The sequence below is a fragment of the Arthrobacter sp. H41 genome (assembly GCF_000520535.1).
Classification (GTDB): domain Bacteria; phylum Actinomycetota; class Actinomycetes; order Actinomycetales; family Micrococcaceae; genus Arthrobacter_D.
Genome location: NZ_KI914802.1, coordinates 5,811 through 17,433 on the forward strand (window position 1 = coordinate 5,811; position 11,623 = coordinate 17,433).

Sequence of the window (11,623 nt, forward strand, 5' to 3'; positions counted from 1 at the left end):
CGTCCAACGCCGCGCGGCGGCCAAGGCAGGCGGGCCGTTGCCTCCCGCCAGCGAGTCCGCACCCGCGCGCCTCATCCTGCTCGCCGGCATCCTCGTGCTCGGGATGTACGGCGGCTACTTCGGTGCGGCGCAGGGTATCCTCATCGTCGGGCTCATGAGCGTCGTCACGCTGGAAAGCCTCCAGAGGATCACAGCGGTCAAGAATGTCCTGACGACGGTGGTCAACGGCGTCGCCGCCGTGACCTTCATGCTGGTCGCCTGGGAATCGATCGACTGGCGGGTCACCGCTGCCATTGCGGCCGGAGCTACCCTCGGCGGCCTGGGCGGAGCCAAGGTGGGCCGACGCCTGTCACCGAATGTCCTGCGGGTGACCATTCTTGTCATCGGCACTATCGCACTCGTCCGCATTCTCTTCTTCGACTGACGACGCACCGCCCCCTCACGGCCAGAGCAGGCTCGTGTGCCACCCGTCCCCGAACCGCGTGTACAGCAGCCGGGTATGACGCCGTTCGGGGTCTGCCTGCCAGAACTCGACGGCGTCGGGCGCAACGGTATACACGGTCCAGCCCGGCGAGCCGAGGTTTCCCTGCTTTCCGACCAGCTCGAGTTGGGCGGCGACTCCGGTATCAAGCTCCTCCCTGCCCTGCATCCTGTCGCTCTGGTGTCCGGCCAGCACCAGTGCCCGGGCTACCGGGTGGCGCCGCTGGAAATCGGCGTCGTTCTCCTCGGCGCTACCCGGGGACACTGTGCCACGCACCCGGATCTGCCGTCCGGAACCGGGCCAGAAGAAAGTCAGCGCCGCCACCGGATTCACGGCCAGCTGGCGGCCTTTGGGGCTGTCACTGCTTGAAGCAACCGACCACCCGTACGCACTCACGTCCTTCAGGATCACCACGCGGGCATCCGGTGCACCATCATCGCCCACCGTCGCGAGATTGACGGCGTGCGGGGCACGGATTCCCGCTTCCACGGCGGCCGTAAGCCATTCAACGAAGAGGTCGATCGGTGACTCCGGCGCACCGGCCGGGTCGAAAGTGGGCATCGATTCCGGAAAGGCGGGCACTCCACTCAGCAGGTCGCGGACCAATCCGGGGTTGCTCATGCGGACACCCTATCGTCGATTCCGGGTCCGTTGGCGGTCTCTTCAGCAGATGCCAGACAGCGAGCCCACACTCTAGAGTCGGAGGATGCCCTCCGATCACGAAGACCACCGGATAGGCCCTCGGGATCTCACGCGCTGGGGTACCCCCCTGGGTCGCTGGCTGGTGAGGAGCGTCCGACCGCTCGGTACCTGGCTCGGGCCGCACTGGGTTCTTCTGCTCATCATCGCGATCGGCGGCGGCCTTGCCGCGGCACTGACGGCGGCGTCGGCCGAAGTCTACGAAGCGGTCGCGGAAGCGGACGGCGTCGCCGCCCTCGACCAGCCGGCCCTGAACCTCGCTCTCACCCTGCGCGAGCCGTGGCTGAACAGTCTGGTGACCGCCTACACCAATGTCGGCGGACCAGTGGGCATGCCCATCCTCGCGGTGTCGGTGATGGTCCTGCTTGCCGTTCGACGCAGGTCCTGGACGCCCGTGATCCTGGTTCCGGCAGCGGCGTTCGGATCCCTCCTGATGACCGTTGCCGGGAAGGAAGCCATCGGCCGCCTCCGTCCCGCCCTTGAGTTCGCGGTGCCGCCCTACGAACGCTCACCGTCCTTCCCGAGTGGACACGCACTCAATGCGCTGGTGATCGCAGGTATCGTGGCCTATCTGCTGGTACTCCGCCAGCACCGCAAGCGGACCCGCACGCTCACGATCGGCCTCGCCGTCGTCTTCGCCGTCACCATGGGTCTCAGCCGCGTGTACCTGGGGCACCACTGGCTGACGGATGTGCTGGTCGCGTGGACGCTGGGGATCGCCTGGCTCTCCCTCGTGGTCACGGCGCATCGCTTGCTGCTCACGCTGCGCCGTCCAGCCGCCGGAATCGCCACCTAGCGGCGGGCCTCCGACAGCTCCTTCAGCTTTCCGAGTGCCCGGGGCCAGCCTTCGTTGAACATCGCGGCGTACTCGTCGGCGCTATCCATCTCGACGTCGACGGTGGTGACGCCGTCGGACTCGGTGAAGGTGTAGTTCTCCTCGGTTCCGCTGATCTGCCGGGCCACGTCGCTGGTGACGTGATCGATCCCGTTCGCGACCTGCCCGTGATACCGGATCGAAATGTACTCATGGCTTTTGTTCTCCACCACGGTGCCGACCAGGCCTTCGAAGCCACCATCCTCCCTGGGACCCAGGAAACGGATAGTGCTCCCTTTCTCCCACGTGCCCTGGAAGTGGGATCCCTCCTGGAAGACCCCGGCCCACTGCCGGTAGGTCTCGTCGCCGAGCATGGCACTCCAGACCACGTTCACGGGAGCCTCGATCGACACGGAGAAACGCAACTTTTCCATAGCGAATTGTAACCCCGTACAGTCCCGGTGGAGCTTGGGCCACAATTGAAGGATGACGGACTACGCCGCTTCCCTCCTTCCCCGGGAACGGAGCGAACCTGCGTCAGGTGCTGTCCATGTCCCCGACTGGCTTCCGCTGAAGCTGCAGATGGATCTGGTCGTGGCATGCCGCGGTTGGGCTACGGCCCCGGTACGGATGCGCTCGGTCACCATGCCGAACGGAGGCACCATGTCCGTGAAGACCGCCTGCCTCGGCTGGCACTGGCAACCCTATCGATACAGCCGGACGGCCGACGACGCCGGTGGGGGCACAGTGGCTCCCTTCCCGGACTCGTTGAGGCGGTTGGGACAGGATGCCGTTGCCGAGGCGTTCGGTCCCGGAACCGCGGCCGACTATCGCCCCGATGCGGCGCTGATCAACTTCTACGACGCGGCGGCCAGAATGGGAATGCATCAGGACAAGGAGGAGCGTTCCGCTGCGCCGGTGGTCTCCCTCAGTCTCGGCGATTCCTGCCTGTTCCGCTTCGGTAACACCGAGAACCGCAATCGACCCTGGCGCGACCTGCAGCTGCAGTCAGGGGACCTCTTCGTCTTCGGCGGCCCGTCAAGATCTGCCTATCACGGAGTTCTGAAGACGATCCCGAACACCGCGGATCCGATCCTGGGACTTGCAGGACGCCTCAACATCACCCTTCGGGTCACTGGTCTGCCCGGCTGATCAGCGCCGGGAAGACCCCGGCTTATCCGGGCCCGCGCGTCAGGCTTCCTGCTGCGCCGCTTCTCTGGCGGCAGTCAGGAGCTTGAAGCGCCGGCGCTGCTTGGTGGGGATGAGGGACAGAAACTGCGGGTGCGCCAGAAGGAAGTCCTGTGCCTCCGGGCAGTACGGCATGACAGCGAGCCGACGCCGATGCGCGTTGAACAGCACCGCCTGCATGAGCACGGGCTCGAGTCCCATCCGCCGGAACCTCGAGTCGATCACCGCCTGGAGGAGCAATACATCGCCGCCACGCATCTCGTACTGCACGTACCCGGCCATCACCCCGTTGCGGTACAGCTCGAAGCGTGAGAAAAGGGCGTTGTCCCGGAACTTCTCCCGAGTGCCTTCGGGCTCGGCAGGAGCCTCGGCAGCCGACTCTCGGCACTCGAGCTCCTCCACCAGGGCCTCGTAGCGGTCGCGGGTCTCCATCGAGGGGTAATCGGAATCCAGCAGTTGGTACGTGCGGTTGCACAGGGTACGCAGTTGCCGCGTGGAGACCGCGGAAAGGTCGGTGGGGAATGAGGGTTCCTCGGCACTACGCGAGGAAGCAGGAGCGGGACTCGGGGTCCTCGACCAGTCGAAGGAGTGTGTCGCTTCGGCTGAAGGGGTCTGGGGACGGTCAAGTACTTGGGGAAATTGTTCCATGGTCTACTCCACATAGTGGTTCCATGGCCTGCTTCTCGACCAGTCCTTGAAGTCTAGGGGAGAAGCTTCAAAATCGAAAGCTCAGCCGACTGACTATTCCTGAAGGTCAGCCTCCCGGTAGAACCCCTCGATATGCCGAGGGCGACATGGAAAAACGCATCGAGGACGAGGAAGCCCCGGGCCTCGATGCCGGGGCGGTCCATATCGTTCCTCCGCCGGTGCCCGAGCCGACGCCGGCTTTCAGCACGCCCAGGGCCGCGAGTACCCGGATGCCTTCCCTCACCGCATGCCCGCTTTTCTGAATAGTAACTCAAGGACAGGACGGCCATCGTCCTCGATACGGGGATCGCGAGTGGCGGAGACATTGTGGCCACCCTCGCACTGGGTGCCGATTTCACGCTCATCGGCAGGGCCTCCCTGTACGGGCTGATGGCAGGCGGCCGGCCAGGATTGGACCGTGCCAGTGAAATCCTCGCCACGCAGGCGGCCCGCACCCTGCAGTTGCTCGGGGTCGACAACATCGAGGACCTCAACGCGGACCACGTGAAGCTTCTGCACTGACCGGAATGTTCGTTCCGTCTCATTCTGGTATCGGACGGCCCGAATGGCGCTCGGTGGAGTTACTATTCAGAAAAGCGGGCATGCCGGGGGGCGGAGCCCTTTAGTGCTGGGGTCTCAACCTATGAAGCGTGAACGCATGCATTACCCGTTGAAATATCGGCGCGCGCGCACCGTGCTGTTCGCCGTCGGGCTCTTCTGGCTGTGGGCACTCTTCGGCAGTGCCTCTTTCATTTCCGGCCTCGGCGACTCGCCGGTCTACGCAATCATCGCCCTGTACGGAGTGGCCGTCGCCATCCTCGTGTCGATTCCGGTGGCTTTCCTCGCCGTGGCGGGGATGCTGCTCGATCCACCGCGAGCGGTGCGGGACGACGTCGTCCGCCACCTGCCGCTGGAGCCCGCCGCCCAACCACCCAGGAGTTGGCACAGCAGGCATGTTTCCTGAATCAGCCCTCGCACTCGTTGCAGTAGACCAGGCCGTTCTTCTCGAGGGCGATCTGGCTGCGGTGGCGCACCAGGAAGCATGAGGAGCACGTGAATTCGTCCTCCTGCGGTGGGATGACCTGGATGAGGAGCTCCTCACCGGACAGATCGGCGCCGGGAAGGTCGATTCCCTCGGCCGTATCCCCATCCTCGATGTCCACCGATGACGACTGCGCGCTGCTGCCACGGTTCGCCTGGAGCGCTTCCAGGGATTCGGCTTCCTTGTCCTCGTCAGTGTTGCGTGGTGCGTCGTAATCCGTTGCCATGGCGGTGCCGTTCTTCTGGGTGTCCGTGGTGGTGAAGCGTGTCGCAGCAACCGAGTCTAACGTCAAATAATCGGGGCATTGACACGATCGACCTGATATGCCGTGATGCCTGTCATACGCTGGGACAGGCATCAGAACACTCTGCAGGCAGGGAACCCAATGCGCGCGAAAACAGCAGCGGAACCCGGGCGCGGCATCAGCCTCCGGCGAAGTATCGTCAGTGGGCTCCTGTTCGGGTGTGGCCTTGTCGCATTCGTCGACGAAGCCGTGTTCCACCAGCTCCTTCACTGGCACCATTTCTACGACCGCTCCACCACCGCTGCCGGGCTGGTGTCCGACGGCGTCTTCCACGCTTTCAGCTGGGGAGCAACAGTAGGTGCGCTGTTCCTGTTCGCCGACCTCCGCCGTCGCCACGCGCTCTCGCTTCCGGCCTGGACGGGTGGCGTCCTGCTGGGGTCCGGGATCTTCCAGCTGTACGACGGCGTGGTGCAGCACAAGGTGTTCGGCCTCCACCAGATCCGCTACGGCGTGGACCTCACGATGTATGACCTTCTGTGGAACCTCACCGCACTGGTCCTGATCATCAGCGGTGCGGTGGTGCTTCTGGTGCATCGACGGCGGGCGGGGCGGACAGTCCGGGCAGACGGGTAGGCCCGCAGTGTCACCCGCCCTGCTTCCCGCTGCAATTCCCGCCGGCGCCACGGATACCGCCGTCGTCGTGTTGTGGCTGATCCCCGGCGCCGCCTATTACGCGGCAACGCGCCGGCCCGGCCTGGTCTGGCCGCGAAGGAGGACGACCCTCTGGTGCGCCGGTGTGCTCCTGGGCGCCGCAGCCACCGCCGGCCCCGTCGCCACGGCCGCCCACGCGAGCTTCGTCGCGTCCATGGCCGTCCACCTGCTGGTGGGGATGGTGGTCCCCCTGCTCTGGGTTCTGGCCGCGCCGGGAACGCTCGCGCTGAAATGGCTGCCGGTGCGCGTCTCCCGCCGGATGACACGGATCCTGCGCTCCGCTCCCGTCCGCGTACTGTCCCATCCGGTGACGGCGGGCCTGCTCGTCACCGTGCCGCTGTGGGCGCTCTATGTCGGAGGCCTCTACCCTCAGGTGGTCCACGAACCGGCAGCGATGGCACTCCTCCACCTGCATTTCCTGCTGAGCGGCCTTCTCTTCACCTTCGCCGTCATCGGCATCGACCCGAATCCGCACCGGTCGAGCGCAGTGGTGCGGGGGTTCGTGCTCCTTGCCTCCATTGCAGCCCACGGGATCCTCGCCAAGCTGCTCTATGCCGCGCCACCGCCCGGCTTCATCGCTTCCCAGGCCGACCCGGGGGCGCTGCTGATGTACTACGGGGGCGACGCCGTGCACGCGGGAATGCTGATCATCTTCGGCTGGCAGGTTTACTCGGCCGCCCGGCAACGGGACGTCCGGCGCGGTGCGCGGCATGCGCGGGAGGCGCGGCAACGCGCCGGGACGCGCCGCCCGAGCTAGGATCGAGGAAGAATTGAAGGGGGAACTCCGTGACATCCGAGCCATCCTGGGTGCAGCACGCCATCTGGTGGCAGGTTTATCCACTGGGATTCGTGGGAGCCGAGAAGGACGCCGGCCCTGCAGGCACTCCCGCAGCCCATCGGTTGGCCCGCCTGGCCGATTGGCTCGACTACGCAGTGGAACTCGGTGCGTCCGGGCTCGCCCTGGGGCCCATCTTCGCGGCCGAGACGCACGGATACGACACCACCGACTACTTCCGCGTGGACCCGCGGCTGGGCGACGACGACGATTTCCGCCAGTTGATCGACGAAGCCCACCGTCGTGGGCTCCGGGTCCTGCTCGACGGCGTCTTCAACCACACCGGCCGTTCGTTCCAGCAGTTCCAGGACGCCGTGCGCCTTGGCCCGTCCGCGCCGACCGCCGGCTGGTTCCGCTTCCACTGGCCTTCCGACGGGGGTTTTGGGGACGACGTTTCCGGCAGTGATAGTTCCGGTGGTGAGATTGCCTATGACGATTTCGAGGGCCACCATCATCTCGTCGCACTCAACCATGGGGAGCCGGAGGTGGCACGCTTCGTCGCCGATGTGATGAAGCACTGGCTCCGCCGCGGCGCCGACGGCTGGAGGCTCGACGCCGCGTACGCCGTGCCGTCGTCGTTCTGGTCCACCGTGCTGAGCGAGGTCCGGAGCGAATTCCCCGACTCCTACTTCGTGGGTGAATACATTCACGGCGACTACGCCGCCGACGTGCACGCAGGCGGGCTCGACTCCGCGACGCAGTACCAGTTGTGGAAAGCCGTTTGGAGCGGCCTCAACGACGCCAACTTCTTCGAGCTCGCTGCCGCGCTCGATCGGCACAACGCCCTTCTTGAGACCTTCGCCCCCTTGACCTTCGTGGGGAACCATGACGTCACCCGGCTTGCCACCCAGCTCACCGAGCCGGCTCTCCTCGCCCATGCCCTGGTGGTTCTTTTCACTGTCGGGGGCACCCCGTCCATCTACTACGGGGACGAGCAGGCGTTCCGCGGCCTCAAGGAGGACCGGGCGGGTGGGGACGACGCCGTGCGTCCTGAGTTCCCGTCGTCGCCGTCGGATCTCGCCACGCCGGGCTGGCCCGTGTACCACCTTCATCAGCAGCTGATCGGGCTCCGGCGCAGGCATTCCTGGCTGCACACAGCGCGCACCCGGGTCCACACGCTGAGCAATGAACACCTCGTGTACGAGGCCCATGGAGGGGGCGCGTCGATCGTCGTAGCCCTGAATCTCTCGGAATTCCCTGTCACGCTCGACGTTCCGGCAACCGCCGGCGCCGTTCTCGAGGGGGAAGCCGGGCTCGACGCCGGTGGGCACCGGCTCACGCTGCCGCCACGGGGCTGGGCGGTTCTGGGCGAATCCCATTAGCCTTGAATCCCGCCGGGGAGCCCTTCCGGCGACGTGTATGGAAAACAGCCGGCGAAGGGACACAATGGGCGTCAGGAGGAACCATGAACCCCAACACTGACAACGTCGACAACGCCGGCAAGACCGACCGATCCGAGCCGGGATTCACTCCCTGGCCGCGACCCCTTTCGACCCAGGCCCTCGGCACGATCAAGAAAGCGCTGCTCCTGGTCGTTGTGCTCGTTGGCGCCTACCAGATTGTGCCTGCGGGGAATTTCGGGGCCGCGGTGAGCCAGGCCTTCACGCTGCTGGTGATCCTGTCCTGGCTTGGGCCGGCCGGCAGGATGCTGATGCAGCTGTCCAGGAACCGCCGGGACCCGCGGCAGGAAGAGCCGCCTGCCGCCTAGCGGAGCACCCACCCTTATCGGCCTGTCTGGAAACCCTGTGCGAGGGCTGATGGCACACTGGAGCCATGACGGCAATCCTGCTTGGCTGGAATCCCGATGCCTCGAACGACTGGGAGCCGAATTACCCCTCGGCCCGTGAAGAGCTCCGCCGATTCGGGGTGGTCAGGGCACGCTGGACCGTCGGAGGACTGACGCCGGTTCCACCGGGCACCGATGCCTGGCTCGTCCTGGAGGGCAGGGGTGCCCGCGGACTGATCGGCCATGGAGTCGTGGCATCGGACGTTTTCGAGGACGCCGGCGGCCGTTGGATCGACGTTGAATTCGACGCCCTCCTGGAGCAGGGCGACCACCTCCAGGCCGCAGTGCTTTCCGCCCTGGTGCCAGGAGTCCCGTGGGAAGCGGAAGCGGCTTTCCGATCGGCGCGTTCCGTCGCGGAAGCAGACGGAGCGGCGATCCGGGACGTGTGGGCAGGGCATCGGGCTCTGGATGACATCGATTCGATCCTGCCCGTTCCGGGCACCTACCCGCAGGCTGCTCTCTCGAGGGTATCGGTCAACCGCTATGAACGGGACCCCGAGGCCCGGAGGATCTGCCTCGCCCAGCACGGGCTCTCCTGCGCCGTGTGCCGTTTCGACTTCGAGGCCGTGTACGGGCCGGAGGGGCGGGGCTTCATCTCCATCCACCACCTCGTCCCGGCGTCGCAGCTTACCCCCGGCTACGAACTGGACCCCGTTCGCGACCTTCTGCCGTTGTGCCCGAACTGCCACTCCATGGCGCACCGCAGGAGCGTTCCCTTCACGCCCGCCGAACTCCGCCGCATGATTTCCCGCGCAGGATTCATCGAGGGATCGATGGTTCCGCAGGTTCAGCTAGACTCCCAAGCTGACGCCCGAAAGCTTCTGGGCGAGTCAAGCGCTCTTTAGTCCTTGACCCGGCCGCTTGGCGGTCGGGCATCATGGGAACAACCGCAACCGCAAAGGAAACACCACCATGATTGGCTTCATCATCGCCGGCCTCGTGATCGGCGCGCTCGCACGGCTCATCAAGCCCGGCAAGCAGAACCTCGGCCTGCTCGCCACCCTCCTGCTGGGCCTCGTGGGCTCGATCATCGGCGGAGTCATCGCCAGCCTGCTGGGCACCGGAAACATCTGGGAACTGAATATTCTGGGATTCATCGTCGCCGTCGTCGCCGCCGTGCTGCTTATCGGGGTTGCGGAAAGCGTCGCCGGACGCCGCCGCGTCACCCGCTAGTCCTACCGGGCCGGCATTCAGGATCGCGTGAGAGTATAGCGCTCGCCCGCCGCGCGTAACAGAGCGCGGAATAACCAGCGCCCTGTGTCGGTTGTGGCGTTCACATGTACGCTATAGCGCGTCCATCAGAAGGAGAAGCTCGCCCCATGGCAACAGATTACGACGCACCGCGCGTCGCCCAGGAAGATCAACCGGCCAACGAGTCGCTCGAAGCGATCCAGGCCCAGCGAAGTGCAACAACGCAGACGTCACTCATCGACGTCGAAGACAGCGATACCGCGGAGGGATTCGACCTTCCCGGTGCCGACCTGTCCCACGAGGAACTGCTCATCCAGGTGGTTCCGGAGCAGGAGGACGAGTTCACCTGCATGTCCTGCTTCCTGGTGCACCACCGCAGCCAGCTGGCCCATGAGAAGAACGGCAACAAGTACTGCACGGAGTGCGAGGGATAAGGAGCCGCAGCCGCGTCGACGGCAGCACTCGTGGGGTGAACCTGCGTTGTGATCCGGCACCGCTGAATCCAGTCTGCTTGCTGGAAACCGATTGATGTCGCACTCCGTGATGAGCTCGACGTCGGCATTGCACGGCCCGGCCGACCCAGACGTGGGAGCCGATGACCAGCGACCGCAGCGGAACCACCGTTGCAGGTTGATCGGGGTCATCGGCATCCTCGGTCGGGCAGGTGACAAGCATCGCCTTCCGCGCGTGCAGGATGCCGCCCCGTGGCGTCCATACGCGGTTAGGATGGGGTGTCTTGATCTACCTGCCCCAGGGGAACCTTTTGAAGAAATCACTGCTCGCCGTCGTCCTGCTGCTCGCGCTCACAAGCTGTGGCGCCGCGCCACTGACCACGAAAAACCTGCTGACCGAGCAACTGTCGACGGAGGACACCTGCACGGAGGCCGACGCCATCGTCGCTGCGGCGGGTGGCGAGTCCGGAGACGAGGGATTCCAGGCTGCATCCGACCAGCTCGGCGAACTCTCGGAGAGTGCGTCGGATCCGCTGAAGGATGAGCTCAAGGTGCTCTCGGAGGTCCTCGAAGAACGGGTCGAGGACGCCGAGGGGCTCGAACAGGATCCCGAGCGCCTCGCCGAGCTGGAGGAAGCGGTCGCCACGGTGGAAGAGGTCTGCGGGTTCTAGTTCCGCAGCTCGGTGGACACCGGGCTGCAAGGTAGCGGACATTCTGCAGCCCTTGCTGAAAGTGGAGCTTAGGGGAATCGAACCCCTGACCTTTTCATTGCGAACGAAACGCTCTACCAACTGAGCTAAAGCCCCAAACACTCCATACTGTATCCAATAACCGCGGTGTTGCTCAAAGTCGGCCGGCAGGAGCAGTCGCCACCTGAGCGTCAGTGTGCCGGAGTAGGCTTCTTCCCATGCCCCCGAAAGAACACGCAGTACGTTCGCCGACCCCTCAGTCCGGAGATCTCCGCCCCTGGCCGGCACTGTGGTCGCTGGTGATCGGTTTCTTCATGATCCTGGTCGACTCCACGATCGTCTCGGTGGCCACCCCGGCCATCATGGAAGCCCTGGGTGCCGGCATTGACAGCGTGATCTGGGTTACCAGCGCATACCTCCTGGCATTCGCTGTACCACTCCTCGTCACCGGGAGGCTCGGTGACCGGTTCGGCCCGCGACGCATCTATCTGATCGGGCTGGTTGTCTTCACCACCTCGAGCGCTTGGTGCGGCCTTGCGGGGTCCATCGAGGCATTGATCCTCGCGCGGGTACTCCAGGGCCTCGGCGCAGCACTCATGACCCCTCAAACCATGTCCGTGATCACCCGGATCTTCCCGCCCGAGCGCCGTGGAGCAGCCATGGGCCTCTGGGGGTCCGTGGCAGGTATCGCCACGCTGATCGGGCCCGTCCTCGGTGGGGTACTGGTCGACTCAGCGGGCTGGGAATGGATCTTTTTCGTCAACGTACCCGTGGGGATCGTCGGCTTCGTCCTCGCGGCACGGC

17 protein-coding genes, 1 tRNA gene and 1 pseudogene are annotated in these 11,623 nt (G+C 65.4%); 14 read left to right on the forward strand and 5 right to left on the reverse strand.

Annotated features, from left to right (window positions below):
* Window positions 1–424: sulfite exporter TauE/SafE family protein (locus tag Y705_RS19245; RefSeq protein WP_155850037.1), on the forward strand; the 424-nt coding region annotated here is incomplete at its 5' end.
* A gap of 15 nt (window positions 425–439) precedes the next feature.
* Here Y705_RS19245 and Y705_RS0110875 read toward each other — a convergent pair.
* Window positions 440–1,102, reverse strand: coding sequence for a pyridoxine/pyridoxamine 5'-phosphate oxidase (locus tag Y705_RS0110875; protein ID WP_253908581.1), 663 nt, complete (start codon window positions 1,100–1,102; stop codon window positions 440–442).
* Between the two features lie 85 nt (window positions 1,103–1,187).
* Between Y705_RS0110875 and Y705_RS0110880 the strand changes: the two genes are divergently transcribed.
* A complete protein-coding gene (locus Y705_RS0110880; RefSeq protein ID WP_026532868.1) occupies window positions 1,188–1,976 on the forward strand; it encodes a phosphatase PAP2 family protein in 789 nt (262 codons plus the stop codon).
* On the opposite strand, the gene Y705_RS0110885 is transcribed toward Y705_RS0110880, so the two are convergent.
* Entirely contained in the window at window positions 1,973–2,428 is a 456-nt protein-coding gene (locus tag Y705_RS0110885) for an SRPBCC family protein (RefSeq protein ID WP_026532869.1), read from the reverse strand. The two genes, Y705_RS0110880 and Y705_RS0110885, sit on opposite strands and share 4 nt — an antisense overlap.
* A gap of 52 nt (window positions 2,429–2,480) precedes the next feature.
* Between Y705_RS0110885 and Y705_RS0110890 the strand changes: the two genes are divergently transcribed.
* On the forward strand, window positions 2,481–3,146 hold the full coding sequence (locus Y705_RS0110890) for an alpha-ketoglutarate-dependent dioxygenase AlkB family protein (RefSeq protein WP_026532870.1): 666 nt from the start codon (window positions 2,481–2,483) through the stop codon (window positions 3,144–3,146).
* Between the two features lie 39 nt (window positions 3,147–3,185).
* Here the strand turns inward: Y705_RS0110890 and Y705_RS19250 are convergent, their stop codons facing one another.
* Window positions 3,186–3,830 carry a GNAT family N-acetyltransferase gene (locus tag Y705_RS19250; protein WP_049822616.1) on the reverse strand — a complete coding sequence of 215 codons (645 nt, stop codon included), beginning with the start codon at window positions 3,828–3,830 and terminating at the stop codon, window positions 3,186–3,188.
* Window positions 3,831–4,154: 324 nt separating this feature from the next.
* Between Y705_RS19250 and Y705_RS0110905 the strand changes: the two are divergent.
* Window positions 4,155–4,391: pseudogene (locus tag Y705_RS0110905) on the forward strand (alpha-hydroxy-acid oxidizing protein); the annotation flags it as partial.
* Between the two features lie 136 nt (window positions 4,392–4,527).
* Window positions 4,528–4,833 carry a hypothetical protein gene (locus tag Y705_RS0110910; protein ID WP_155850035.1) on the forward strand — a complete coding sequence of 102 codons (306 nt, stop codon included), beginning with the start codon at window positions 4,528–4,530 and terminating at the stop codon, window positions 4,831–4,833.
* A gap of 1 nt (window position 4,834) precedes the next feature.
* Here Y705_RS0110910 and Y705_RS0110915 read toward each other — a convergent pair whose 3' ends face one another.
* Window positions 4,835–5,137, reverse strand: a complete 303-nt coding sequence (locus Y705_RS0110915) for a DUF4193 domain-containing protein (protein ID WP_026532873.1) — start codon at window positions 5,135–5,137, stop codon at window positions 4,835–4,837.
* Between the two features lie 159 nt (window positions 5,138–5,296).
* On the opposite strand from Y705_RS0110915, the gene Y705_RS0110920 reads away from it, so the two are divergent.
* From Y705_RS0110920 to Y705_RS0110955, 8 genes are all read left to right on the forward strand, one after another.
* A complete protein-coding gene (locus tag Y705_RS0110920; protein WP_049822617.1) occupies window positions 5,297–5,788 on the forward strand; it encodes a DUF2243 domain-containing protein in 492 nt (163 codons plus the stop codon).
* Between the two features lie 7 nt (window positions 5,789–5,795).
* A complete protein-coding gene (locus tag Y705_RS19255) occupies window positions 5,796–6,623 on the forward strand; it encodes a cytochrome c oxidase assembly protein (protein WP_049822618.1) in 828 nt (275 codons plus the stop codon).
* Between the two features lie 29 nt (window positions 6,624–6,652).
* Window positions 6,653–8,023 carry an alpha-amylase family glycosyl hydrolase gene (locus Y705_RS0110930; RefSeq protein WP_049822619.1) on the forward strand — a complete coding sequence of 457 codons (1,371 nt, stop codon included), beginning with the start codon at window positions 6,653–6,655 and terminating at the stop codon, window positions 8,021–8,023.
* 83 nt (window positions 8,024–8,106) lie between these two features.
* Entirely contained in the window at window positions 8,107–8,409 is a 303-nt protein-coding gene (locus Y705_RS0110935) for a hypothetical protein (RefSeq protein WP_026532876.1), read from the forward strand.
* 65 nt (window positions 8,410–8,474) lie between these two features.
* Entirely contained in the window at window positions 8,475–9,332 is an 858-nt protein-coding gene (locus tag Y705_RS0110940; protein WP_026532877.1) for an HNH endonuclease, read from the forward strand.
* 67 nt (window positions 9,333–9,399) lie between these two features.
* Complete coding sequence (locus Y705_RS0110945) at window positions 9,400–9,660, forward strand: GlsB/YeaQ/YmgE family stress response membrane protein (RefSeq protein WP_026532878.1); 261 nt, start codon at window positions 9,400–9,402, stop codon at window positions 9,658–9,660.
* A gap of 146 nt (window positions 9,661–9,806) precedes the next feature.
* On the forward strand, window positions 9,807–10,112 hold the full coding sequence (locus Y705_RS0110950; protein WP_026532879.1) for a DUF4193 domain-containing protein: 306 nt from the start codon (window positions 9,807–9,809) through the stop codon (window positions 10,110–10,112).
* A 302-nt stretch (window positions 10,113–10,414) separates the two neighbouring features.
* Complete coding sequence (locus Y705_RS0110955) at window positions 10,415–10,801, forward strand: hypothetical protein (RefSeq protein ID WP_026532880.1); 387 nt, start codon at window positions 10,415–10,417, stop codon at window positions 10,799–10,801.
* A gap of 62 nt (window positions 10,802–10,863) precedes the next feature.
* Here the strand turns inward: Y705_RS0110955 and Y705_RS0110960 are convergent.
* Window positions 10,864–10,936, reverse strand: a tRNA-Ala gene (locus Y705_RS0110960).
* Window positions 10,937–11,037: 101 nt separating this feature from the next.
* Between Y705_RS0110960 and Y705_RS19260 the strand changes: the two genes are divergently transcribed.
* Window positions 11,038–11,623, forward strand: a 586-nt coding sequence (locus Y705_RS19260; RefSeq protein WP_155850038.1) for an MFS transporter, incomplete at its 3' end; no start/stop codon positions are given.

Excerpts from the sequence above, each read along its gene's own strand:
- Y705_RS0110875 (WP_253908581.1), bottom strand. The coding sequence starts at position 1,102 with ATGAGCAACCCCGGATTGGTCCGCGACCTGCTGAGTGGAGTGCCCGCC.
- Y705_RS0110935 (WP_026532876.1), top strand. The coding sequence starts at position 8,107 with ATGAACCCCAACACTGACAACGTCGACAACGCCGGCAAGACCGACCGA.
- Y705_RS0110940 (WP_026532877.1), top strand. The coding sequence starts at position 8,475 with ATGACGGCAATCCTGCTTGGCTGGAATCCCGATGCCTCGAACGACTGG.
- Y705_RS0110885 (WP_026532869.1), bottom strand. The coding sequence starts at position 2,428 with ATGGAAAAGTTGCGTTTCTCCGTGTCGATCGAGGCTCCCGTGAACGTG.
- Y705_RS0110915 (WP_026532873.1), bottom strand. The coding sequence starts at position 5,137 with ATGGCAACGGATTACGACGCACCACGCAACACTGACGAGGACAAGGAA.
- Y705_RS19250 (WP_049822616.1), bottom strand. The coding sequence starts at position 3,830 with ATGGAACAATTTCCCCAAGTACTTGACCGTCCCCAGACCCCTTCAGCC.
- Y705_RS0110950 (WP_026532879.1), top strand. The coding sequence starts at position 9,807 with ATGGCAACAGATTACGACGCACCGCGCGTCGCCCAGGAAGATCAACCG.
- Y705_RS0110890 (WP_026532870.1), top strand. The coding sequence starts at position 2,481 with ATGACGGACTACGCCGCTTCCCTCCTTCCCCGGGAACGGAGCGAACCT.
- Y705_RS0110880 (WP_026532868.1), top strand. The coding sequence starts at position 1,188 with ATGCCCTCCGATCACGAAGACCACCGGATAGGCCCTCGGGATCTCACG.
- Y705_RS0110945 (WP_026532878.1), top strand. The coding sequence starts at position 9,400 with ATGATTGGCTTCATCATCGCCGGCCTCGTGATCGGCGCGCTCGCACGG.
- Y705_RS0110910 (WP_155850035.1), top strand. The coding sequence starts at position 4,528 with ATGCATTACCCGTTGAAATATCGGCGCGCGCGCACCGTGCTGTTCGCC.
- Y705_RS0110920 (WP_049822617.1), top strand. The coding sequence starts at position 5,297 with ATGCGCGCGAAAACAGCAGCGGAACCCGGGCGCGGCATCAGCCTCCGG.